The organism is Desulforhopalus sp. IMCC35007, from assembly GCF_005116575.1.
Classification (GTDB): Bacteria; Desulfobacterota; Desulfobulbia; order Desulfobulbales; family Desulfocapsaceae; genus Desulforhopalus_A.
Genome location: NZ_SWCN01000006.1, coordinates 41,330 through 66,027, shown reverse-complemented (window position 1 = coordinate 66,027; position 24,698 = coordinate 41,330). Strand labels below are relative to the sequence as shown.

The window sequence follows — 24,698 nt, the reverse complement described above, 5'->3', positions numbered from 1 at the left end:
TTGAAACTTTAAAGTTCTTAGATTTTAATCAAGAAAGGTTTCTATCTAACACGGGAAGACTTTATAATATTAGCTCGGTTCAAAATAGCCAACAGATTTTTCAAAAGAAATATCTGGAATATATTCTGGGATTATATGTTTTAACAATTGTTTAATTCCTAAACTATCATGTGCTCGGCTTTCATTTGCAAGGTCCTCTAGATAATTATGCAATTCTGTGCAGGCAATAAAACAGTTCCCTTGAAGCACCATGATCTTTTTATGGTGAGTATCAACAATCCCCTCACCAACAGTAATGAGCTCTTCGTAAAGTTTTTCCCCTTCTCGAAGCCCAGTATACTTAATTTCAATTTCTGTATCAGGCTCTTTCCCTGCAAGTCTTATAAGGTCACGGGCCATATTGTCAATTTTGACAGGCGCACCCATTTTCAAAATAAATATTTCACCACCATTCCCCATTGCCCCAGTCTGCAAAATCAACTGAGCCGCTTCATCTATAGACATAAAATATCGGGTAATTTCAGGGTGAGTTACTGTTACAGGGCCGCCGTGTTCAATCTGTCTCTTAAAAAGAGGGATAACAGAGCCTGAGGAGCCAATGACATTGCCAAAACGTACTGCCATAAAGCGAGTATCGTGGTTGGGGGCGCTACGGATAAGGTCAGGAAACGATTCAACATCCTTACCCATTTCCTGCCATGTACTACTAAAGGTCCCATCCCAGTTTTTGCTATCATACGCCTGCATAAGTAACTCAGTAATCCGTTTCGAGGCTCCCATAACGTTGGTCGGCCGGACCGCTTTATCGGTGGAAACCAAAACAAAACGCTCTACCCGATAGACAATAGATGTTTCAATGAGCAACTGCGTAGCAAAGATGTTGTTGTTTACCGCCTGCCAGGGGTTTCGTTCAATCAGCGGCACATGTTTATATGCGGCAGCGTGAAACACAACAGTCGGTCGATACTGGCAAAAAACGAGATTAAGCAGCCTTAAATCCTGTACTTTCCCGAGAATTGTGATCGCATTAGTGATATGCTTTTCATGCAGCAGTTCCATCTGGATATTATAAAGGTTTTCCTCGCTGCTATCAAAAAGAACAAGTTGCTCAGGAGAAAATCGTAAGATCTGACGGCACAATTCTGAACCAATAGAACCACCCGCACCGGTGATAAGCACGGTTTTCCCAGCGAGATAATCACCAATTTTATCCTGTTCGAGATCGACTTCTTCTCTGCCTAAAAGATCATTATATGAGAGGTCTCGTATAGACCTCACAGAGATATTCCCATTCAATATTTCCCCATATACAGGGATAACTTTAAAGGGAATCTTTGTCCCTTGGCATAATTCGACAAGTCGCTTCATTTCCTTGCCGTTTGTTGAGGCGATGGAAATAAGAATCTCTTCAGCTTTGGTGAATAATGCATGTTCTTTCAAATCCTCAACGAGACCAACCACGGGAACACCATGTATTTTTAAGCCCGTTTTTTGTGGATCATCATCCAATAGAGCAATGGGGGTGTAGGGAAGGCTATGGTTAGTTTTTAACTCACGAAGTATCTTTTCTGCTGCATCTCCAGCCCCAACAAGAAGTAGCCTTTTTTTAGCCCTCGGTTCTCTTTCACCCAATAAGTCTTTTGTATTGTAGGAGGTATTAAAGAGAAAACGTATCCCTACACGGTGGCCACATATCAACAGGAAGGTGAAAATCGTATCGAGGATAAAGACCGAGCGCGATAAGCCGGAGAAGCGATTGATGAATAATAAAATTGCAACCAGAATAATAGTGGCAATAAATGTCGCTTTCAAAATATTAAACAGATCTTCTGTACTGGTATATCTCCACATTCCTCGGTAGAGACCCCAAAAATAGAAAGTTGGAATTTTTACACAAACCATAATTGGTAAAATTCCTAAAAACTGGGAAAACTGCTCAAGAGCAAATAAATTTCCCTCAAAACGAAGACTATAGGCGCAATAAAGCGATAGAATAATGAAAACAATATCTACAGATAAAATTATCCAGAATTTAGGATTACAGCTTATACGTTTCGCAATCGAAAGTTGAAGGAGCAGTGTGGTGCGTAAAGCAAGTAACATAAATTATATCAACCTGGTAAACCTATCTTAAACTGGATATATACTGGAAAAGAAATACCTCTCACAAAATTATCATATATAGCGTCAACGATCAAATTCATATTCCATTGATTGAATTCGAAATTCACCGTTGTTTTCTTTTAACATGAAGTGTATGGCGCCAGAGCCATGGATTTCTCTCGCGTCAGTATACAAGAAGTCTACCTTAAACCGGCCATCAATTGAAACTCCATTACCTGCTTTCTTCCAAGAAGAAATTGTTAAATCCATTTTAAGGCTCGATGTTGTAGCGAAAAGATCCATATAAACTGGAAGCATTGTCGTAAATAACTTCCCATTCTCTGTGGCATCTGCATCAAAATATCGGGAAAAAAGAATAAGATTTCGCTGTTCGTAAGCGCTAATGTAATGAGCAAAAAAAACGTCAATTTTACGTTGAAGGTCTACTTCCCCTGAAGACGTTTGCCTGTTATCTTCCTCGACCACGGGAACACTGACCAAGACCTCTTTGTTCTTTTTAGAATATACTCCAGACGTTTCAGAATCAGCTTTTGCAACCTCAGCTTCATTGAAGCTGAGAACAGGTTGTTCTCCTCGATCCAAATGATCTTTTGTGCCATTGCTTGATATAGCGTCCTTGTCTAATGGGATATTTCCCTCAACTTGTGGATCATCGCTTTGACTCTGATTCTGGCTCTTAAGATGAACATGGTCTGGACCCACTTGAACTATGGTGATATTATTTTTCTCAGCAGAATCTGAAGATTGATTTTTTAGCGGTGGTTTTTGGAGTTTTTTTTCTGCATCTCTTGACAGGGTTGGTATTTGTTGAGCTAATACCTCACCAACCTTTTCCTCCCGAACCTCAATTCCATTCGCACCATAAGGTGGCTCAACGGGTTTAGAAACCGACTCAACATCGCTCGTAAATTTTACTTTTTGATTTACGTCCTCTGATTCTGCTTTATTTTCCGTAGACGCAATAATATCCTCTTTACTTTCATGGTCAAATTGAAAAGTCTCTTCTTTTTCAGGCATTAACAGAGGGTGATTTTTAGCTTCCTCTTCATTGTCAGCGAAATCTATCTCATGTTTTGTTTGGGGCGGAACAAAAGCACCTCTACTTTCTTTCAGTCCTGCAAGCATGGCCTTTCTTTTATACACCTTCGAAGTAACAGCTGAAAAAATCAACAATATCGTTACAAGCCCCAAAACCCATACGAACAGTTTTTTCTGCCTTCCTGCATGAATTGATTTTTGTCTTCTGGGTTCCCAATTACTTGCTTGAGATGATGCCACATTTGGCCGAGGCTGATCATTGCGTCCTATCAAGATGTGATAGGCCTTAGTAATCTGCATAAACTTTTCAGATGCGTCCGGGTCACTTCCCGTGGCTGTGTCGGGGTGATAACGTAAACTGAGCTTACGGTAACTTTTTTTTATTTCATCATGTCCTGCACCTGCCTGTAAACCAAGGATAGAAAAATAATCTGCGATATCTTCTGTAGGAACAAAAAGGGAGACAAGTTGAGAGAGCTGATCAACAAAAGAACGGAATGTCAGAGAATACTTTTCACATTCAACTCTCACCCACTCAACACTCTGTGTATCGTCTCGCTCCAGATCTTTAAGGAGAGTCTGACAGGCCGAAAGCAAACCACCCCTGCTGGCAACGAATGAAAGAGTCGCGTCCATACTTGAATGGGTCGTAAACGCTTTCATAAGCTCTTGTATAAGAGGCTTTTGCTGAGAGTTCATTCAGTTAACCCATCGAGTGCAGTATAAGGATCAGCGATTTTCTCAATTTCAAAGTTCCTCAGCCACATCTGACCCGTCAATTTATTATCTATTTGATGACTCTCCTGCCTCCGCAATCTTACGACGACAGCTTGACATTCTTCAGAGACGACAAAATTCAGATGAAGAGAAGACCAATCCTGGTCAGCTTGCACCATTTCAGATTTTGCATAAGGAGTGTTGCATTTATAACCGTAGACCTCAATGAAAGGTCGTTGATCTGTGGTAAGGCGCTTTGATTTAAACTCCCCGCTAAATGTATAATGCTGTCCACCATCAACAGGCACAATCTGATAGAGATGATGAAAGTTTACATTCTCCCATCCTTTGAAATTATAATGAAGTACTCCGGGAGATTCTTTATCGGCTTTGCGCTCATAGTTCATGGTAAAATCTTTGCTACTGGATTGTCTCCAGCCAAATGCCTGTTGCAGAAATCTCTTTTTAAAATCTCCATTGAAAATAACTGATGCACTATGAAAATGGGTTTTCCAAATTCCATTTGCAGCATTAACGTCTCCATTACGAAGAAGCATCTCCAAGAAAGATACGGTCTTTATTTCACTCAAAGATATGTTGCTATTCTGGATAACCCTCCAAAAGAAAAGGCCTTTTTGAGGGAGGTTTTTCTGGATTGTATAGTCAAACAAGTGTTCGATATTCGATAAACCAATATTAGCCAAAAGATCAGCAGGGTTATCCCACAGGGTAAAAGACAACTGCAGGGCATCCGTTCGAGGCTTTCCCGGAATTTCACCAATAATAAAACTCAATTCAGCGGGCAGCATTCCAGTTCTTCCGACCTGATAATCAACAAGGGTTTTTTCCCAGCGCCAGCGCTTTACCCCTGAGAGCAACTGGTCTGAATATTCCAAGACTTGAAATGCCAGTTTTTTTTCCCCTTGATCGTTATACAGCTCAGCAAGGCTCAGCCAAGCTGGTATTGCATAAGGGGTACTAATCAAGGCCTGCTGCAACAGCAGAGTAGCGGTCTTAGTATCCGCATCAAAAAGGTGTTTTTTCTTTGCCTGTTGATTAAGAAGCCCCGCATCCCGTATCTGGTCAATTGGAACTTTTCCTATCCGTCCTCCAAACACTTGCTGCTCAAACACAGCATGTCTCATCTGCAGCACTCCACAAACAAGAAGGACGACGAAACAAGATATCCGTAAAATTCTATTCTGCAGTAGGTTCCAAAGCATGGTTGTGTTCAGCTTTCCGAATCTTTGCCATACTCATAATTGTATGAGTAATATTTATAGCCGCTATATGAGCTATACCCCTTCCTTTGCCCTGCCTTATTAATTATTGCACCAAGTATCCGCCCACCGACGTTCGTTACAGCCCGCTTAAAATGTTTCACACCTTCGCGCGGCGTATTGCCTTCAACTGAAACCAGTATGACCCCATCAACCATATTGGATAGAACAAGTATTTCAGCAAATCCCTGATAGGGAGGGCCGTCAAGAATGACCCTGTCATAGTTTCTTGAGACAAGTTGTAGCAACTGCCGCATGCGCTTTGAGGAAAGCAGTTCGGCAGGATTGGGAGGAAGTGGGCCACTACTGATAAAATCCAGGCCTGGATATTCTGTCTGCCCTATAACCTCAGAGAGCTTAGACATACCACTGAGCACTGAGGAGAGCCCTTTACCCCGAATACCACCTTTAAATACATTATGAAGACTTGGTTTCCGAAGATCAACATCGATCAGCAGGCACCGTTCATCCTCAGCCAGGTACGATAAACATGAGTTACTGGATAGAGAGCTTTTACCGGCACCGGGCAGAATACTCGTGACAAGAATTGTCTTGGGTGGAGAATCTGCCACAGAAAGACGCACTGAGGTCATTGTCGTTCGAAATGCCTCAGCAACAGGAGATCTGGGCTCATTGAAAAACTTCAAAGCCATGAGGTTTCGATTATCCACAGCATCTTTATCAAAGGGGATGAGGCCAAGTACAGGAATACCGAAACGATCTGTCATTTCGTCAGGATTTTTGATTGTGTTGTCGAAATACTCCAGAAGAAAAGCTGCCCCGACACCAGTTATCAATCCCAAAGTAAAACCAAGAGCGAGATTTAATGGAACCCGTGGCTTGAACGGGAATAACGGAGGACGAGCTGCATCTATGATCTCGATATTTGTCACAGATGCACCGACTGTCGCTTCAATTTCTTTTGATCGTTGCAGAAGGCTCTGATAGATGGATTTATTACTTTCCACACCCCGTTCGTATATTTTGTATTGTGTCGCTTTTTCCTCTAAATCCATAGCACGCTTCTTCTGCTCTTCCGTTCTTTGAAGCAAGTACTCTTCTGTTTTAACCGCTGTATCATAGTCGTTTTTTATGGAATCAATAATTGCACGCTTTTCTGCATTAATGCTCGCATCAATATCATCCATCTGCGCTTTCAGTTGTACCATTTTGGGATACATCGGCTTAAACGTTGCGCTCAGCTGTTTATACTCTGCAAGGAGAGACGCATGTTTATTTTTAAGGTTTTGAATTAACTCGTTATCAATCATCTGAAAATGATTGCGGAAATCTCCATTCAGACTCTGCTGGTATCTTGCCTCCTGCAAAATCCGGTTGGATCGTGCTTTTGCCAAAGCTTCATTGAGTTCTTCCAGTTGTTTCATCACAAGGTTTGATTTCGGATCAAGAGATACAATTCCTATCTTTCTCGCAAATTCCTGTAATTCAATTTCAGATTTTTCAAGCTTGATCTGTGCTGCTTCAATCTGTTTTGCCAGGAACCTGCTCGCATCACGGGACGCCTTAAGTTTGCTGTCCATATGCATATTGATAAACTCATCCGTGGTCGTATTTGTGACTTCTGCGGCCAACGCGGGGGAGGTCGAAGTAAAAGAAACCTCGATAAGTTCACTATTACGTATTGGACTTACCTGAAACAATTCATGAAAACGTAATAAGGACCGATCAACGGCAATAAGATTTTGATTTTCTTCATTTAAGAGATTTAAAGTATCCTCGCTCTCACCAGGACGGACAAACGACATTAAAGTATCAAAAAAACCTGGAGTCCCAGCTTCACCAGAAGCGGTTTTTGCTTCACTATTGAATTGAGGATTATTCATCAAATCCATCCGATCCATTACTCTGATGGCAAGTTGCTCACTTTGCAGCAATCGCACCTGGGTTTGTTGGAATTCCATTGTTTGCACTGCAGTGGATTCGATACCTTCAAACTGGGTAAGCTTATCTGACTGAGCAGAGACCCGCACCACAGCCTTTGCCTTAAACTGAGGAGTCACGGTAAAGGTATACAAAGTGACAGCAGAGAAACAACAGAGCAGACATATCAGGATAACTGCTTTGCGTCGTATGATCGTATCCAACAGATCTCGCAGATCGATTTCGTCTTTAAATTCTGGTGCAATTTCCCGAACCTCAGTGCTCGGCAAATAGTGTTGTTTCTCTTCTCGAACAACGAGTTTATTGTCGAGTTCAGGATACAGATCTTGATTTGGCTTCATAATTCCCATGTATATTTTTTATAGTCGCATAGACTATATGACTATCAATCATATCTTAGACATCGAAAACACAACAAATGTTCTGCAGGCAAGTCCTACACAAGTTGCTGTTTGCAGACAGGCAACCAAGAGTGTACCATTCCGCCGTTGTTATTGGTGCTCTTTTGTCATAATTATGTGCATCAGATGCAAAAAAGTGGCAAAGCTGTTTTTCAACAAGAAATATTGCCATTGCCTTACTCTTTGGGCCAAATTCTCCCAAGAGACTGCCGGCATTAATTTGAAGAAGCGCCCCTTCGCTAACCAACCGTTCAAGCAGTTGAGGTTGTTCCTGAAACCCCATAGTCCTCTCTGGGTGAGCGATGATAATTTTTATGCCTTTTTGCAATAGGAGGGTCACTGTTGCTAATAAACTGTCCTGTTCTCCATGAAAATCAGGCTCAACCAAGTAGTATCCACTACTGCCAAGTGACAGAAGCTCTCCAGCGTAAATCCGGTCGGCCATTTTAGTATGATAGGCTATTTCCATCCCCGGCTCAATCGTCAGCAAAACACCTTCATCATTGAGGTTTTTTTGCAGAGCCTCCACCGATCGAATAATTTTTTCTTTTGATGGAGCCCAGGCTGTTCCCGGTATAAAATGAGGGGTTGCTATTACGCGTCGAACTCCAACACGCTCATAACAACGTGCAAGTGCAATGCTTTCTTGAAGGCTTTTCGGACCGTCATCTAAAGCGGGTAATATATGTGTGTGAATGTCGATAAAGTTTTGAATTTCTGTCATCAGAAAAACCAACGGTTTAATTATCAGGTCGCTTTATTTTCCCCTTTTTTCCCTTTTGGTTGCCTCATTCCGTTCTCTAAACAATACGTCGCAATGGCTGCCAATGTCGTGGCGTAAAGAAGATTCGCAGGCAACCTCCAGCCAAAATCGACCACACCATGAATCAAAAAACCCAATAGTCCGCAAAAAGAAGCAAGACCAGGAAGAAAGAGATTCAAATCAAGCTGTAACAGCCGAGTAGTATCTATTATGTTGCGTAGCATCCTGCCCAACTGAAACGCCAACCATAAAAACAGTAGTGAAGCCATGGGAATACCGAGTTCAATAAACAATTCGAGGTATTCATTATGCACCCTGTCAAAATGTATATTCACAGGAAAGCCTTTCAAATAAACCGGAGAAAGCAAGGTGTACGCCCCCACTCCAATTCCCGTCAACCAATGATCCATGAGCAGGGGCAGCGAGGCAAGATAGATATCGAATCGCACAGCCCCCGAAGACCCCATTGAATTGAACCTTGCCACAACGGTATCCAGACCAAGTATAGCACCATAACTGCCCACAAAGACAACAAAGGCCATTAAACAGGTCAGTTTTCTCATTTTAGAAAAGGGGAGGAAAAAAATAAAACACATGGCAACCAAGACCATTGCCAATATTCCACCTCGAGAGAGAGAGAACAGTACGGCCAGCCACATCAGAGCCGCTGCGAATAAATATATAATCGCCTGAATTTTAGTATTCGCAAGCTCCTTGAGAGTTGCCGTGATTTGGTTCTCTGTTTTTTTATTCTGTATCCTTTTCTTTTGATTGAGAAAAAAATATAAGCCACTCGCGATCGCAAGAGGCCAAATCATATTCAAAAATGAAGCATATTGATTTTTATATATAATAGTCCCATATGCAGCCCTCCCCTTTATCGCCAACCAGAGTATACCAACCTGGGGACTAACAAACTGAAAAAGTCCATAAAATGCCTCAAGAGTTCCGACTGCCACAATCGCCAGGACAACAGTATTCAAAAAATTTTTATCTTGAGCAAAAAGTCTTTTAAGCGTCTGATAGTACAAAAGAAACGACAGCAAAAATAATGCCTTGTACAGCCCTTCCCTACCATTTTCACTCAATGTAACGAACTTTTGAATTGTGCCAGTCAGTGTATTGACCATGCTCACCCGCTCAGCACGATGGGGGGAGAGAAACTCAACAATCTCAATAGGCAGTGGAAGAGATTGAAGTGCAATCCAAAGAATAATAATAAGAGGAAGAAGGATGTTTAAAGAGGGCGAGGTCTTTTTTTCTGTCGGGTTCAATAAAAGCCAGCCACCAAGACCAACAAGCAACAAAAATGTGTAAACGCCGGTGAGAAGAGGATGAACCGCACCAAAAACAAGAGGAATTGTTGCAATAATTCCCAGTACAAAATACCGGGCGGTTTTTTCGAATTGCATCTCAGGTTTCACAGATGTCAGAGACAATCAATATCATCAATTTTCAGGGTCTCTAAACGAAACGCCCGTCCCCATAAAACCAATTGTAAGTCCTGATCCAGCCATCAACTTCCCGGAGGCGCTGGATTCCGCAAAAATAATATCTTGATCCTGGAGAAAAAGTGTATCTCCCACACCAGCTTGCAACTGATTATAGCTGATACTGACGACCTGTCGCTCTTTACCCTTCCCCATATAACGGACAAGTTTTATACTGTCATCATCGGCGTAGCTGGCAAGTCCACCCGCAAGTGCAATCGCTTCAGAAACGGACATATTATTACTAATTGGATATGTTCCGGGTTTTCTCACAGCACCATCAACAAAGCATTGCCCAGATTCCGGAATATAAATAACGTCTCCACCCAAAATCGTATGGTTGCTCTCCACATCACCTTTTTTCATCAACTCGTCAAGGTCAACCATATAACTCACACGACTCCCAGTTTTGGGATCTTGACGGGTAATATAGCAAAAAGAACCCGCTTTTTCTGTCAACCCATTGCCCATGGCAAGAATGTCTAAAATGCGTCTTCTTGAAACGTAGTTATAGGTACCAGGAGTTTTTATAGCCCCTAATAAGGTGATTTGCTTACTTACATGCTCTTTTATGTGGACAGCAACATGTGGATTATGAAGATAATCTTTGGCGTACAGCTTTTCGATTTTTTTCTCAGCCTCAGCAGCAGAGAGATTAAGCACATTAACATCTCCCAGCAGAGGTGCATTAATTACACCGGTAGAAGAAACTCGGACTTCAGTATTCAACTCTTCTGTTTCGAAAACCTGAATAGAAATCAAATCACCTTCTCCCAAGAGATAATCACCTGAGACACTGACATCTTCTGGCATTGATGAAGTTAATGGAACATTACTCTCTTTGACTTCAGCAACCTGTTCCACCGATTGCTTTTTAAACTCCTCGATAGAAACTGTTTCCTTAAAACGAGGATCACTCCCACAACCTTGTAGAAGTAAAGCCAGCAATAAGTGTAATAGACCAGCCAGACAGAAAAACCGTTGAATACATTTTTTCATGATTTGCATAACGCCTGATAACAATCAGAAAAGGGTTGTCTTTAGCCTGCAGACAACCCTTTAAGTGTATCAAAAATAAATATTTAATTGCTTGGACTAGCTGTCGGAGTAGGTCTTGGGCGTACAACTGGTGGAGTTGGAGCTGGAGCCGCAGCAGCAGCCACCGACGGTGTATCATCATCGTCAGCTATAGCTGCCACTACCCCCCCGACGACACCCAAACTAGCGGCACCAAAGATGACGGTACCAATTTTAGCTTCCGCACCACCACCTGCTGCAGCAGGTGCAACGGCGAGAACTATTTTATTATTAGCATCTACTGTCTTCATTCCATCAGCAGTTGCAAAAACCATCTTACCTTCAGTTACACTGATTTCAGTTTGCCCATCTGCTGCAACAGTCACAGACCCTTTAACCACTGAATTGTTACTTGCGTTAAATACGACTTCGGCAACAGTGTAAGTCCCCTGTGGGGTATAAAAAGCAATTTTTCTGGCATTGCTGCTAATTACATAGTCAACAGTGCCTTCTTTAACATATAACTTAAACGTGTCGTCTTCGTTAGTTACAGCAACCTGTGATTTATCAGTAGCAATTATAGAAATTCCTTCCGACTTGAGCATACATTTGCCATCACACACCAGCAATGCTCCATCTTCAACAGGATTTTGCCCTGATAATTTTGCTGACAACTGACCATTTTTAAAAACTGAAATATCACCATGCCCAATACTTCCACCAGCTGCAAAACCTACACTTACTGCTCCAAAAGACAGGGCCGCAGTTAATGCAATTACTTTTAAAAATGTCTTTTTCATCTCTTCCTCTCTATTTATTCATTGCGTTTTACGCCCAACTGACCATCTTTGAAGTATACATTTGTAACAGTTATCTCAGCGTATGGCTAATTTCAAGGTTTTTCTTTCAACAAAAAATATGGTTCATACAATCAGTCAGGCTGTTCAGTGATAAAATCAGGTGAAACAGCTATTATTTCATGTATATTCGAACAAACAGAATCAATATTTTACTCGTTATATCACAAAAAACAAATCCCACATACTAAATATTATGGTATGCGGGATCTGTTAGAATATCAAGCCTAATTAATTCATGTTACTTTTGGGGAGAATGAAGCACTCTCAATATTTTAGAGATACTTCTTATCACCGCCTGATACGCGTCCCAATCTTTGACTGCAGTGACTGTTTGTTTTGCATAGGCCAGTTCTTTCTTGTCCATAGTTAATTCCTCCAGGTGTGAGAAAATATCGACCCGGAAACAAAAAAAGCCCCCGGATCAATTGTATTGATCTGGGGGCCCTGATTTCACCACAGATAGGCGCTAGAGCTCTCTGATCCTCGGAGAGCAAAGCATTATGGTCAAGGCAGGTATTCTGACTTCCGAATCATCCTACTCATCGCACCTTCCCAAACGAGAGAATCTCAGTTCAGTGGCATAAGCGATTTTCGTCCCCGGTCACAGCGGCGGGCCCGTTCCGGATTCACACCGGATTCCCATTTAGCGTCGTGTCGACACCTTGACTGAGTAAAGAGTATACGAGCCCCCAGACTTCGTCAAGTATCGAATCAAAGACACAGTTATGTTTTTTTAATCCGCTGCCTGCATTCGCCGGATCTCAAGCAACATCTCCCTGCCATTATTGGCCAGAATATATTCTCCAACCCGAGCCCCAAGAATTTCCGGATGCTCTGTACTATCTGTTTCGGACCTGCGAAGAATTGTTGCGCCATCAAGGCTTGCAAGCCCGGCTGTAAGGGTGATTTCTGAACCATCAGCACTCAAAGTAGCGTGACCAAAAGCCGGAATACTGCACCCCCCCTCAAGGGTTTTAAGAAAAGCACGCTCAGCAAGCAAGCAACACTCGCTCTTCTGGTTATTCAAACACCTTCGAACCTGTTGCAATTTTTCTGGGTCAAGGCTTACTGCAGCTTCAATAGCAATACATCCCTGGCCCACGGGAGGGGTAAATTCAGTGACATCAAATTCATGCACCACCATGTCTTCGTAGCCCATACGCTTTACTCCAGCGTACGCAAGCATCAGGGCATCACAATCACCATCTTCCATCTTGCGTATCCGGGTTTGTAAATTCCCCCGCATCTCTACGATTTTTACATGGGGGTAATAATTTCGCAAAAAAGCACGTCTACGCACAGAAGAGGTCCCTATGATCAAGGGCCTTTCGGTATTCGTTATGTCGACCGTTTTGTCGCCACTCACCAGCACATCGTTTGCTTTTTCCCGTTCTGTAAACGCTATCAGCTTAAAACCTTCCGGCAACACCGATTGCATATCTTTTGCGCTATGTACGGCAATATCAGTGCTTCCATTTGCCAGCTGCTCTTCAAGCTCCACGGTAAAAACCCCTTTGCTGCCAATTTTTGCAATTGACCTGTCAAGAACCTTATCTCCAATAGTTTCCATGGAGCTAATCTGGGTTTCTATTCCTGCAGCGTTGAGAAAGCCCGCAACTGTTTCCGTCTGCCACATAGCGAGTTTACTTTTTCTTGTTCCAATAGTTATCATTTTATTCCAATATGTTAGAGCAATCTACAACTATATTCACTATAGTATTACCAATAATATTTCATCATTTGTGACGTCGAACGGTGTGAGGATACCATACATGACCTGCAGTGCAAAACACAACTTTTCCCTCTTTCTTACCACCTAACGTTGCCACCAATCACACAAATCAGTATCATATTTGTATGAGACTACTACTTTACAATATACGATACGGAACCGGACATCAAAACGGCTACCACCTGCCCTTGCCTTTTTCCGGTTTTTTTAAAAACAGCACTGCTAATTTCAGGCGTATTTTAAATTTCATAGGATCGATGAACCCTGATATCGTTGCTTTGGTTGAAGTGGATACCGGTTCCTACCGAACCGGACACCTCTGTCAGGGGCAGACCATAGCCGACACTCTGGGATACAACCTAGTGGTCGAACCAAAGTACAAAAATAACTCCTTTGCCAGAAAAGTCCCGGTGTTGAAACAGCAGGGCAATGCCATCCTGACCAAGCAGTCTGTTGAGCATTATCATTTTCATTATTTTGAAGAAGGGATGAAAAAGCTTGTCATCCAGACTGATCTCAAAGCGGTCGCCCTTTTTATTGTCCACCTTTCGCTGAAATACCGGCATCGACAGAATCAACTCGAACAGCTCCATGCTTTAGTGAAAGAAACGGATAAAGAAATTATTATTGCAGGAGATTTTAATACCTTCTGGGGAAGCAGAGAACTTAACCTTTTTCTCGCGGCAACCGACCTGCACAATGCTAATCTCGGCAACGCCCCTTCTCACCCAAGCCACGCACCCAGAAGACAGATCGATTTCATCCTCCACAGCTCGGGAATTCGTATAGATAATTTTTATATACCGGATGTGCGGCTCTCGGATCATTCGCCGCTTATCTGCGACTTTTCCTGTATGCTCACAGAACCTAATGGCAGCCTGACCTGAAAGCAACTCCCGGAATTGAGATCACTGCGCACCGAAACCTCGCCGCCGTGGGCCACCACCACAGCCTGAACGTAGTTCAGCCCGAGTCCCAACCCTTTTTGTGACCTGCTTCTGTCTCCGCGATACAACCTTTCCCATATTTTTTCTTGCTCTGTGGGCGATATCCCCATACCGTTATCTTCAAAACTGATCTGGACCATCTCCTTTAAGCGACTGACATAAATTTTAACCCACCCTCCATCTCGCCCATATTTGATGGCATTATCTAAAAGGTTGGCCCACACCTGGGAGATTCGGGTTCGATCAAGGTCAAGTACGACAGCCGGGAACTCCTCCAACACAACTTGAACATTTTTCTCTTCCGCTACATATTCATAGAGGGTTACCACCTGAGCCAGACTTTCCAACAGATCACAAGGTTCTTTATCCAGGCGCATGGTTCCAGATTCGGCTTCTGCCACACTCATCATGATTTTCAACATCGCAAGCACCCTCTCAGATTCCTCAAGACAGTCGGACAAGGCTTCCTGCAGGCGCACGGTGTCTCCACCGGCCTGCAGACCATATTCTGCAACAGACCGGAGCCTGGTCATAGGAGTGCGCAGGTCATGGGCCACATTATCAAGAGATTGCTGCATTTCAGAAACAAGATGGCGATTTTGCTGCAATAGGCTGTTTATCTGTTTGTAGAAGTTATCCAGTTCAGGGCCGCTGCCTTTTTCCGGCAGAAGTTCTGTTTTTGAATAGCTGGCAAGGTCTGCAATTTTATCTTTCGTCACAATAAGGGGAGAGAGGCTCAGCTTGATAAAATAGAGAGACAGTGGCCATAAAAAGACAACGCTTGCTAAAACGATCATAAAAGCACTCTGCACCATCTCTCCAAACAGCTGATAGCTTGCTCGGCCGTCTTTGCCAACCTGTACAATTGAGCCCATTTTAAAGGAGCGGGTGACTACCGTGAGCACATCTGTCTCCCCCTCTTCCATCCCTTTCATTTTCAACCAAACCCCTGATATTTCGGGGGGAAGGTCCACCATATTTTTAAAACTTAATCCTCCCAAGGAGTCACTGACCACCAACAGCTGCTCACCGTGATGTACAATACGGGCAAACAACAACCCTTCGGGGAGCTGGTCCTGCTGCAGCGCCAAGGGCCCAAAGGAATTACTGCCGGTCTGGCGAAGAGTTAAATAGCTGTTCAGCAGTTGCTCTGCCTGATGTCTTTCTATGGATTGCAAATGCGCTCGGGCACTTAAAAGATAGGAACATGCAAGTAAAATCCCTCCTGTCCAGAGGAGGAGAAAGACAGGCAAGGCTCTTTTAGAGCGGGACCAGGTGAGATCACTCTTACCTATCTTTAAGGACATAGCCCACGCCTCGTACGGTATGGATCATTTTATGGTCAAAATCCTTATCGATTTTATTTCGCAGGCGACAAACCAGCACATCCACCACATTGGTCTGGGGGTCAAAGGAATAATCGTAGACCCTTTCAAGAATTGATGTCTTTGAAATAACGATACCCGGATGGCGCATCAGGTACTCCAGCAGTGCATACTCCTTAACCGGCAGATCGAGTTTTTCCCCAGCCCTGTATACCTCATGCTTGAGAAGATCCATCTCCAGATCTCCCACTCTCAGTGACATCGGCTGGGCGCTTTTCTTATCGCGTCGAATAAGGGCCTGAATACGGGCAAGCAGTTCACTAAAGGAAAAAGGCTTCACCATGTAATCATCTCCACCTTTTTGCAAGCCCTGGATTCTGTCATCGACGGACTGCTTGGCACTGAGAATGAGTACAGGGGTGTCTACACCCTGAACGCGCATCTCTTCAATGACTGACAACCCGTCACGCCGCGGCAGCATAAGATCAACAACGGCCGCGTCATAGCCGGCATCAAGCGCTCTGTCCAGCCCCGATTCTCCATCAAGGCATTTATCGACAGCAAACCCCGCTTCCCTGAAACCTCGTTCAATAAATGAAGCTATTTTCGTATCATCTTCAATAAGTAAAATTCGCATAATATTAAAAACATAGAGTTAAATATCACGAAGTACAATCACAGAACCATTTCTACCCGTCACGCCACCTGTACAGCGAACCGCTTTACGATAGGAAAAATATTCATCAGAACAGACCGTGCATTGCCCTGAAAGGATAATATTTTCCTGCAGTAGACCTTTATCCATAAGTTGTTTTACAGAGATCTGCCAAAAGTCAAAATAGTTTTCCTTGACTTGAAACTGAAGAAATTCTGGTGGTAGTTCTTTTTGATGATGGATAAATTCCGCACAACACGGTCCAAGCGACGGACTGATCACAGCCTGAATATGGGCAGGCTCAGACGAAAACTCCCTGACCATCTGGCCAACAACCTTGCCCAGGATATTCTGGACACTCCCTTTCCAGCCGTTATGAACCGAGGCAATCACGCAGGCAACGCTATCGTATAACAATACAGCCTGACAATCTGCATGCTGAGTCATCAGAGCCACACCCCCCTGGTTGGTAATCAGGGCATCATAGTTTTGTACCTCCGTATCGCCTGTTAACGGCTCCTTTTGCACATATATGTCGCTGCCATGAACCTGGAGGGCCGAAAGCAGGTAGGATACCCCCACACGCCTTTTTACAATATCCCGGTTTGCCAGAACAGCTTGCGCATCATCGCCAACATGGAGTCCGACGTTCAAGGACTTAAAATTCCCGTCACTCTCTCCTCCTTCACAGTTGAACATCATATAGCTGCAACGCATGCGGCCGTTTATTGTTAATTGGGGAAAATTCCCACCCGTCACATCATTTCCAGAAAATTTCACCATGAGACATCACCTGTTAACGTATTCATTCCATATAAAAAGTAATACGGTAAAACAGCTCACTTGGCGGAGCAATAAAAAACGGGTTTGATCACAATTGTGACCAAACCCGTTTTCAGTTCAAACCTTTCTACAACTTACACTGAGTAAACTCTCGTTAAAAGCGTTCTTAATGTTTTTGTATGGTTCTTAAAAGTAGGCCTCAAAGGTGAGATACACCTGATCCGCACTCTCCACTGGGTCAATCCCCATCATCTGCAGTTTTGCCTGGTCCCCAGCATCACTGAGGTCATAGGCTGCAAGATTCCAATCTCCTGAACCGGAATAATCGTACTCGTAATGCTGATATCCAAGTCGAATAAATGTTTTCGCGTACTTGGAAAGGGCCTCACCTGTTGGTAGATCCCAGATGGTGTAAACTTCATAGACCTGACCTCTGGCAGCGAGCTTGGATTGATAAATTTCATCATGACCAGGCGACATAGCCAGCCAATACTGTGAGCCGTAGTTAAACTCAGCACCAAACTTCAACCCGGCATCTTCCAGATCATAACGAACACCGAGGTACAAAGAGTAACCATCTTCATTGTCGGTATTAGGTCCAGTCATTGAGAATGGATCATTGAACATTCCAGAACTATCGGGCTGGGTCTGTGAATAACCACCTGCCACAAAATAGTTCAGACCGGCAATCTTGCTCTCATACACCGCAGCATTGTGCCAGATGTCCCCAAGATTATTTCTTTCTCCCATACCACTCATGTCACCAAAAGCGGAGTTGATAATAGGATCCTGGAAGTTTGGATAGTTGATAACATCAAAAGCCATAAAACTTTGGATATAGGCAAAGCGGTCGGCCTTTTTCATGATATCCCAGCTTACCCCGGCAAAATCCATATCATTTACAGAACCCGTTACATCATCCTGAAGACCGGCTTCAAAACCTCTACCATAGCAGAATCGAACACGACTGGAACCTAGCGCTTCAAGACCCCAGTTCCAGGCATAGCCCATGGATAGACCGTCAAAAGGCCAATCCATAAACGCCATTGGAGTGGCCTGACGTTCATCCAGGCCCTGGCGGATCTGCGCTGGTGGCCCGTCGGTAGTTGGCCTGCGCCCAATAGAGAACCACATTGGCAGGCCACCAATGTTATTCCAGTTCACAAAAGCCCGATCAACATAGAGGGCGCTGCTTCCAGTAGGTGACCGGGTCACATTGCCATCAAAGAGAGGCCACATGGCACCACTGTCATCGGTAAAGGCAGACTGGTTCCCCCAGGTCTTATACATCGCCAGACGACCTTTAAATTCAACGTTTTCAGTCGCCTTGACTCGCATATTCAGACGAAATCTGTTGGTCAGGATCGTGTCATTGTCAAGGTCTCTGCCAAAAACAGAATCCGCATTGTAAAAATCTCCCCTGGCTCGGAAATCACCGGAAAAATCAAACCGCGAGGCAAGATCCCACACCTCTGAACGATCATCGAGGTCTCCTACGCTCTCGTCCAAAGCCTCTACGGTTTCAGCAAGGTCATTGTTTTTCTCTGCCTGAGCTGCCATCGCGGCCCGCAATTCGTCAAGCTGCCTGCTCAGCTCTTCGATTTTTTTCTCCATGTCAACTGTACTGGCGCCCCCACCAGCAAAAGCTGCAGCTGGCAATGCCAGCATCCCTGCCAGTGCCAGCACCGAAAATTTCTTTAGCATAATTCTCCTCCCATATGAATTGTGACCCCGTACTTTTGCGCCCCACCTACAAAACACCTACTGTAGTATTTAATTAATTTCATTAGTACTACAGTTGTCCATCTCTCGTCAATAGTGTATCAAATATTTTACTAAAAACACAACAGGATGGAGCATAAATATAATTTTTTGTATTATCTCTGCGCTGGATTTCTCCTCAAGAAGAGTGTATCATTATCGTGTTTGCCGACTATATTTATCTTACCTCGCATTCGCGACTCATCTATTTACGCCTATCCTTATGAAATTACCCATTATTTTTATTGCATTTGGCACCACAACTAAAGCTATCACAACCTATCATCACCTCCATGAAAAATTGGCAGCACTGCTTCCTGAAGAGAACTTCTTCTGGGCGTATTCCTCAAGACGTATCACCACTGACTTAAAAAAAGAAGACGACAAGATTCAAAGCCCCTCAGAAGTACTGACAATGCTCACTGATAGTGGACACAAGGAAGTTATTATACAATCGCTTCATCTCTTTCCAGGAACCGAGTTTCACAGCCTTGTCACAATTGCGAGACAAAGCTCACTGACGTGCAGGATTGGCCTGCCTCTTCTGACTGGCCCGGAAGATTATAATCAGATCTGCACCCTTCTCGCCCCACAGATAGAAAGAAGGCCAGACCGAACAATCCTTATTCTGGGCCACGGTACCACTCATCCAAGCTGGACAGGTTATTACAGTCTGCAAACTTTCATGCGCATAAGGTTTGGAGAGAGGGTCCATGTCGGCGTGGTTGAGCAATATCCGGATTCCACAAACCTGATCAATGAAATCGCTGAATCAGGCTGCAGAAAGGTGACAATTTTTCCCTTTTTCCTTATTGCAGGGATGCACTACCGGCGCGACATAGTAGCAGAAGATAAAAGCTCCTGGCGTTCAAAACTGATCGAAAAAGGTATGGATGTTGAGGTGCTTGAAAATGGAATTGGTCTGCTTCCAGGTGTAGAAAATATTTTACTACGCCATATCACCGAGGCGAAGTGAGATCTCAAACAGCCGGAAAATTGAGGCTTTCTCAAATAGAGGTCATATCGACTCACATTTAGCTGCGCCTGTTCTCTCTTTGATAAGAACAGGCACTCTCAAGAAAACCGACTAAGGCTTACGTGGTACGTGTGAAACAGACGCATTGAGATACACAATACAAGAAAAGGAAGACGAGGATAGAGCTATTGAAATTTTCTTTTTTTGTTCCAGAGCAACAGGCAGCACAGAGAACCATAAAGACCAGCACATAACCAGAGTTGGTTCCATAAAGAGAGAATATCTCCAAAGGCCGCTCCCATCTGATTGAGCCTGAGAAACCCGTTGATAGCTGGAATTACTGGAATAAGCTGAATGATTTGTGTAATACCCCCAGGAACTGCTGAGGTCGGCCAGACAAAACCGGAAGCAAAAACCATTGGCATGGAAGAGAGCAGTACTAAAAGTGTCGCCAGCTCACGCCGCGGCAATAGCAGACCAAGCAGAATTCCAAGAAACGAAGTACTTAATAAAAACGGCAGGATAAAGAGGTTGAGCTGATGAAAATCGGCCAGATGGGGAATGCTGTAAAACTCAAAGACGAATCCAAAATAATACATACATAAGAGCCAGTAGATCGTCATAAATATGACAGTTCGTACACAAAGAAGCTTCCAGACCGGCGCTTTAAGCCAGTAGCAATCCACCGTACCTGTAGCCAGCTCTTCATTTTGCCCTCCCCCAAGAATTCCTGCACCCATAAGCAGAGTGTGGTGGAGAATGAGAATAAATATTGCCGGAATGACATAATTCACATAGCCGAGTGTTTCGTTAAAGGCGGAGAAGATGTTGAGTTTTATGGCGCTATATTGCTCTGCGGCAAGGACCATTGACTGACCGGACATCACCATCCGGGTGACCTTCACCTGGGCCGCAAGGGTCTGGCCGGCCGATGCCATACCTTCTAGAACCGTTCCATACACCAGAAAGTAACTGGCATCTCCTGCAAAAGAAAGGGTTGGTCTTTTATTCTGCAAAAGATCAAGGTAAAAATTCTCTGGGATTACCAGAATACCCGCAAGTTTTTTCAGAACAAAGTCAGATTGTGCCTCAGCCAGACTATGGGCTCTTGCCACCAGTTGCACCTGGGGCGTGGCGTCGACCATCCGTTCAAGTGTTCGACTCATCTGACTGTTGTCGAGGTTAACGACCACAACTTTCAACTCCCTTGGAATCTGTTCGGAATAGGGAAGTGGGTAAAGAAAGGAGTAAAATATGACCCCGCCAAATACCGTCAGCAGTATAGCGGGATTCTTAAATATTGCCTTCAACTCCTTTTTGCAGATATCCCACCAGTTCATACAACCTCCCCCGCAACTTTACGTGGCGAAGCCACTACCTTTGCCAAAACTAAAGAGAGCAGAAGGGGAACGATAAAGTAGAGAAGCGCTTTAAACTGGGGGATCGTGGTCACAAAAGGCGCTCCATAATTCACCTGGCTCAACTGAATTTCAATGTAGTGACTGATCGGAATCAGACTCCGCCATATTCGAGCCGGTAAGGTCATATCGCTCACGGGAAAGGTCACCCCCATAAAGGCAAGTCCCGGAGCAGCGTAGGCCGCTGCAAGACTTAAACCTCTCGCGGCATCACGGGTTGCAAGAAAAAGCAGGGAGGCCGCAGAAACGCTGGCCACTGAGGTAAGAAATAGAGCACTAAGAAGAATCGACCACGCCCCATGCATCGGCCAGCCTAACCAGATATACATTGCCGACAAAAAGAGAGCACCCTGGCAAAAAGCAACCACAATAAGAGTAATACATTTTGCAGTTACAGCCTTCACCGGGCCATCAGCAAGCCAGACCTGCAGGCCCAGTCGTCTTTTATCCGCCGCAAATGAAAGTACCGTAAGTGCAACGGTGAGAATCTGCCAGAGAGCTGGCAAAATGGCAGAGACGAGAAACTGTGCATAGTTTGTATTAATATTAAAGAGTGGAGTCGTCTGTGTTCCGATGGGAAGAGAAGAGGAAAGCGCGGCATCCATGACAGACTGGCCGGAAAACAGATTCTTTTTCACCTCGACCTTTACGGTGAAGGTCGATTGTGCCTGGAGCAGGGCAGAATTGACAACTTTACCAATGAGCAGAAACTGGCTGTTCACAAATGCGGTAACTTCTGGAGTGCTACCAAGGGTCGTGTTTTTATCAAGGTTTTCCGGAAGCAGCACAAGGGCGTAGATTGTACCTGCCCGAAGCTCTGCCACCCCCTGGCTGATATCAGCAAAACCTTTTATGACCTGAAGGGCGGGGCTGGCGTCATAGGTTCGGATAATGGACCTTGAAACCTGACTTTTATCTAGATCTACAACCCCGATAGGCAGATCACGGGCTATTCCCTGGGCAAAAATTGACCAGAGAAACACCCCAAGGGCCATTGGAATCCAGGTGATCAGCGAAAAGAGCCAGGGGTCATGCAAAAGCAGTCGCCACTCGCGCCGCTGCATTGCGGTAAACGATAGGGCACTCATTTTTTGATGATAACACTCATACCGGCTCGTAAACCTTCAATACTCTCCACAGGTCTTGCCTCTACCTCGAAAGTTCTCATATCAAAACCTTTGTCGCTGTCTGTTGCCCTCCAGGTTGCAAAATCTCCCATAGCTGCGATGTGATCGACTCTGAAGCGATAAGAGGCGTCTCCCAGAGCAGGAATTTCTGCACTGAACTCACTGCCCTTGTTAAAATCCATAAGCCTGTCCTCACGCACATGAAAAACGGCCCAGGCATCACTCATATCGATGATCGTCACCACGGGAAACCCTTGGGGAGCAAGCTCACCGCTCTGCAATAAGATCTGAGTGACTTCGCCACTATGCCAGCTCTCAATCTTCGTGTCAGCTGCATATACTTCAACCTCGGCAACGGCACCGGCAGCCATTCTCGCCTTGCCTGTCACCGCCTTTTTCGTTTCTTCCCGAGCCCCTTCCTGTGCCATCTTGTACATCTGGAGGGCCCCATTTTCAGCAAACCGTGCCCCTTTCAGCTTGGTCTCAGCCTCGTCACGCTTCTGCTCAGCCACAACACCTGCATTATAGAGATTTTCTATCCTCTGAAAGGTTTTCTCCATGAGCTCGGCTGCCGCTTTGGCCTGTTGCCATTTGTCGCGGGCCGCCTCGATCTGCTCTGTTCTCGTTCCGGTATACACTTCTTCAGCCAAAGCTTCAGCGGCATCCTGCCCTGCCTGGGCCTGTGCTAATTTTGCATCTATCTCCGGGCTGAGAATGGTAAAAATAAGCTGTCCCTTGTCCACCACATCGCCTTTTCTTACCAGAACCTCATTGATGCGACCTGGAATTTTAGAACTGATATTGTACTGCTGCGCCTCTATCTGGCCCTGCATGCGTAAGGGCTTTGGCTGATACGCAAGCCAGAAGGTATAGGAAAGCCAGGCCACGATTACCGCAAAAACTACAAAAATAACTATCGTTCTAAATACACGCATCAACGCACCTCAATCAGCGGTGAAGTTTGATATTGAAAAAAACTCGAGAGATCCCCGCTGACGGCAGCAAGCCTTGCCAGGGCGACCACATGGTTAAAGAGAGCCACTGCCCGCTGGGATTTGACACCAGCCAGAAAAAGCTCCGCATCCACCACATCAAGAGATGTGGAAAGCCCCTGACTAAAGGCTTTAATTCTGAGCTTTACCGTCTCTTTTGCCAGTTCTTCGCTGGAACCAAGACCTTGATATTCCTCCAGGGACTGCTCTGCCTGACGATAGGTCTTTTCCAGCAGCACGGTGAGATCACTCCTCGCCTGCTTTTTAAGGGATTCAATTTTCTTCATTGTGGACTGCGCCGCTTTCACCTTGCCCGACCTGCCATCGCGCTCAAGAAGAGGAAAACTCACTCCCATTCCAACAAACCAATCCGGGGTAAGCTCTGTTGCAAGACTGTCTTCTTCGTAGACACTGTAGCTTCCAAAAAGACCTACCGTGGGATAATACTTCCCCTTTTCAACGGCCAGAAGACCTGTCACCTGGTCCTTCTTGGCATCAAGCAGTTGCAGGCCAGGATATGCCTGCAGCGTTCTCTCCAGCATCGTTTCCATTCCTGGCAAAACCCCGTTGGCAAAGAGAGCATCGGCTGGGATAACAGAATTTTCCTGCTTCAGCAGTCTCGTCAGGGCAAGTCGTGCTATTTCCAGGTCCCGACCTGCTTTTTTTTTCTCCACAACCGCCTTATCATGTGCGGCCTCTGACTGCAAACGCTCAACCCTGGCAATTTGCCCCTGCTGCTCTAAAAGGATGGCATGCTCCAGATGCTGCTTGAGGCCGGCCTCCACTTCTTTTCGAGTCTCAAACACGTTATTGGCCAGGACAGCACCAAAATAATAGCGAGTCAAGGTCTCGAATTGTTCCAGTGACTGCAGTTGAAGATTGTGTGTCGCTTCCTGGTATTTACCTTTGGCTATATCCTGGGCTGCATCAATTCGCCCACCGGCATAGATGGGCCACTTGGCACTTATGGCACTGATCACCGTCTCCCGGTCCTGGATGGTGGATGTCAGGGCACTTTCAAGATAAGCCGCCGACATGCCATAACTTGAAGCAAGGCCTGAGACCAGTGACGACAACTGATCTCCCCCTGCCATACTGTCAAGTATCTCTGAGGGTGAGAGATCAATGTCATCATCGAGATAGATATAGCTGGCAGACAGGGTAACTTCAGGCAGATAGAGATCTCTTGCGGCATCTTTTGAATGACCGGCACTCTCCACCTCAGATCTTGCCGCCTGCAGAGCATCATTTTCAGCAGCCACCAGCATCCAGGCATCTGTAAAACTCAGGCCGGCATCTTTTGCACATACCTGGTTTATGGGGGAAGACAAAAGTGATATTGCGACTAAAAAAGAAAAACAAACATGTTGAAAACTCTTCAAACCTGTTC

Annotated in this window: 20 protein-coding genes and 1 riboswitch; of the genes, 2 read left to right on the top strand and 18 right to left on the bottom strand. The window is 44.7% G+C overall.

Annotation, left to right across the window (positions count from 1 at the left end):
- Nucleotides 1-69: 69 nt before the first annotated feature.
- From FCL48_RS08060 to hemC, 10 genes are all read right to left on the bottom strand, one after another.
- Nucleotides 70-2,103, bottom strand: a complete 2,034-nt coding sequence (locus tag FCL48_RS08060) for a nucleoside-diphosphate sugar epimerase/dehydratase (protein WP_136871753.1) — start codon at nucleotides 2,101-2,103, stop codon at nucleotides 70-72.
- 84 nt (nucleotides 2,104-2,187) lie between these two features.
- Nucleotides 2,188-3,861, bottom strand: coding sequence for a J domain-containing protein (locus tag FCL48_RS08055; protein ID WP_240744787.1), 1,674 nt, complete (start codon nucleotides 3,859-3,861; stop codon nucleotides 2,188-2,190).
- Nucleotides 3,858-5,024, bottom strand: a complete 1,167-nt coding sequence (locus FCL48_RS08050) for a hypothetical protein (protein WP_136871752.1) — start codon at nucleotides 5,022-5,024, stop codon at nucleotides 3,858-3,860. The genes FCL48_RS08055 and FCL48_RS08050 overlap by 4 nt, the downstream gene beginning before the upstream one ends.
- Nucleotides 5,025-5,110: 86 nt before the next feature.
- Nucleotides 5,111-7,402 carry a polysaccharide biosynthesis tyrosine autokinase gene (locus FCL48_RS08045; RefSeq protein ID WP_169309134.1) on the bottom strand — a complete coding sequence of 764 codons (2,292 nt, stop codon included), beginning with the start codon at nucleotides 7,400-7,402 and terminating at the stop codon, nucleotides 5,111-5,113.
- Nucleotides 7,403-7,457: 55 nt separating this feature from the next.
- On the bottom strand, nucleotides 7,458-8,186 hold the full coding sequence (locus FCL48_RS08040) for a tyrosine-protein phosphatase (RefSeq protein ID WP_136871750.1): 729 nt from the start codon (nucleotides 8,184-8,186) through the stop codon (nucleotides 7,458-7,460).
- 23 nt (nucleotides 8,187-8,209) lie between these two features.
- Entirely contained in the window at nucleotides 8,210-9,637 is a 1,428-nt protein-coding gene (locus FCL48_RS08035) for an O-antigen ligase (RefSeq protein ID WP_136871749.1), read from the bottom strand.
- A 36-nt stretch (nucleotides 9,638-9,673) separates the two neighbouring features.
- Nucleotides 9,674-10,723 carry a polysaccharide biosynthesis/export family protein gene (locus tag FCL48_RS08030; RefSeq protein WP_136871748.1) on the bottom strand — a complete coding sequence of 350 codons (1,050 nt, stop codon included), beginning with the start codon at nucleotides 10,721-10,723 and terminating at the stop codon, nucleotides 9,674-9,676.
- A 74-nt stretch (nucleotides 10,724-10,797) separates the two neighbouring features.
- Nucleotides 10,798-11,532 (bottom strand): hypothetical protein, encoded by a 735-nt coding sequence (locus FCL48_RS08025; protein WP_136871747.1) that lies wholly within the window; start codon nucleotides 11,530-11,532, stop codon nucleotides 10,798-10,800.
- Nucleotides 11,533-11,830: 298 nt separating this feature from the next.
- Nucleotides 11,831-11,956 carry a hypothetical protein gene (locus FCL48_RS25645; RefSeq protein ID WP_256374282.1) on the bottom strand — a complete coding sequence of 42 codons (126 nt, stop codon included), beginning with the start codon at nucleotides 11,954-11,956 and terminating at the stop codon, nucleotides 11,831-11,833.
- 126 nt (nucleotides 11,957-12,082) lie between these two features.
- A riboswitch (cobalamin riboswitch) is annotated at nucleotides 12,083-12,272 on the bottom strand.
- A gap of 53 nt (nucleotides 12,273-12,325) precedes the next feature.
- A complete protein-coding gene (gene hemC / locus FCL48_RS08020; RefSeq protein WP_136871746.1) occupies nucleotides 12,326-13,264 on the bottom strand; it encodes a hydroxymethylbilane synthase in 939 nt (312 codons plus the stop codon).
- Nucleotides 13,265-13,449: 185 nt separating this feature from the next.
- On the opposite strand from hemC, the gene FCL48_RS08015 reads away from it, so the two are divergent.
- Nucleotides 13,450-14,211 carry an endonuclease/exonuclease/phosphatase family protein gene (locus FCL48_RS08015; protein ID WP_136871745.1) on the top strand — a complete coding sequence of 254 codons (762 nt, stop codon included), beginning with the start codon at nucleotides 13,450-13,452 and terminating at the stop codon, nucleotides 14,209-14,211.
- On the opposite strand, the gene FCL48_RS08010 is transcribed toward FCL48_RS08015, so the two are convergent.
- The 4 genes from FCL48_RS08010 to FCL48_RS07995 all read right to left on the bottom strand — a co-directional run bounded on the left by FCL48_RS08010 (nucleotide 14,148) and on the right by FCL48_RS07995 (nucleotide 18,738).
- Nucleotides 14,148-15,578 (bottom strand): cell wall metabolism sensor histidine kinase WalK, encoded by a 1,431-nt coding sequence (locus tag FCL48_RS08010; protein WP_136871744.1) that lies wholly within the window; start codon nucleotides 15,576-15,578, stop codon nucleotides 14,148-14,150. The genes FCL48_RS08015 and FCL48_RS08010 overlap by 64 nt on opposite strands.
- Nucleotides 15,559-16,233, bottom strand: coding sequence for a response regulator transcription factor (locus FCL48_RS08005; RefSeq protein WP_136871743.1), 675 nt, complete (start codon nucleotides 16,231-16,233; stop codon nucleotides 15,559-15,561). Before FCL48_RS08005 ends, FCL48_RS08010 begins: the two co-directional genes overlap by 20 nt.
- A gap of 18 nt (nucleotides 16,234-16,251) precedes the next feature.
- On the bottom strand, nucleotides 16,252-17,034 hold the full coding sequence (pgeF, locus tag FCL48_RS08000; protein ID WP_136871742.1) for a peptidoglycan editing factor PgeF: 783 nt from the start codon (nucleotides 17,032-17,034) through the stop codon (nucleotides 16,252-16,254).
- A gap of 186 nt (nucleotides 17,035-17,220) precedes the next feature.
- Entirely contained in the window at nucleotides 17,221-18,738 is a 1,518-nt protein-coding gene (locus FCL48_RS07995; protein ID WP_136871741.1) for a DUF3373 family protein, read from the bottom strand.
- A 280-nt stretch (nucleotides 18,739-19,018) separates the two neighbouring features.
- On the opposite strand from FCL48_RS07995, the gene FCL48_RS07990 reads away from it, so the two are divergent.
- Nucleotides 19,019-19,771, top strand: coding sequence for a sirohydrochlorin cobaltochelatase (locus FCL48_RS07990; protein WP_136871740.1), 753 nt, complete (start codon nucleotides 19,019-19,021; stop codon nucleotides 19,769-19,771).
- A gap of 185 nt (nucleotides 19,772-19,956) precedes the next feature.
- Here the strand turns inward: FCL48_RS07990 and FCL48_RS07985 are convergent, their stop codons facing one another.
- From FCL48_RS07985 to FCL48_RS07970, 4 genes are read right to left on the bottom strand one after another with little or no spacing between them, the layout of a single operon-like run.
- Complete coding sequence (locus tag FCL48_RS07985; protein ID WP_136871739.1) at nucleotides 19,957-21,111, bottom strand: ABC transporter permease; 1,155 nt, start codon at nucleotides 21,109-21,111, stop codon at nucleotides 19,957-19,959.
- Nucleotides 21,108-22,277 (bottom strand): ABC transporter permease, encoded by a 1,170-nt coding sequence (locus FCL48_RS07980; RefSeq protein ID WP_136871738.1) that lies wholly within the window; start codon nucleotides 22,275-22,277, stop codon nucleotides 21,108-21,110. Before FCL48_RS07980 ends, FCL48_RS07985 begins: the two co-directional genes overlap by 4 nt.
- Nucleotides 22,274-23,251, bottom strand: a complete 978-nt coding sequence (locus tag FCL48_RS07975) for an HlyD family secretion protein (protein ID WP_136871737.1) — start codon at nucleotides 23,249-23,251, stop codon at nucleotides 22,274-22,276. Before FCL48_RS07975 ends, FCL48_RS07980 begins: the two co-directional genes overlap by 4 nt.
- Nucleotides 23,251-24,690, bottom strand: coding sequence for a TolC family protein (locus tag FCL48_RS07970; protein WP_136871736.1), 1,440 nt, complete (start codon nucleotides 24,688-24,690; stop codon nucleotides 23,251-23,253). Before FCL48_RS07970 ends, FCL48_RS07975 begins: the two co-directional genes overlap by 1 nt.
- Nucleotides 24,691-24,698 lie beyond the last annotated feature (8 nt).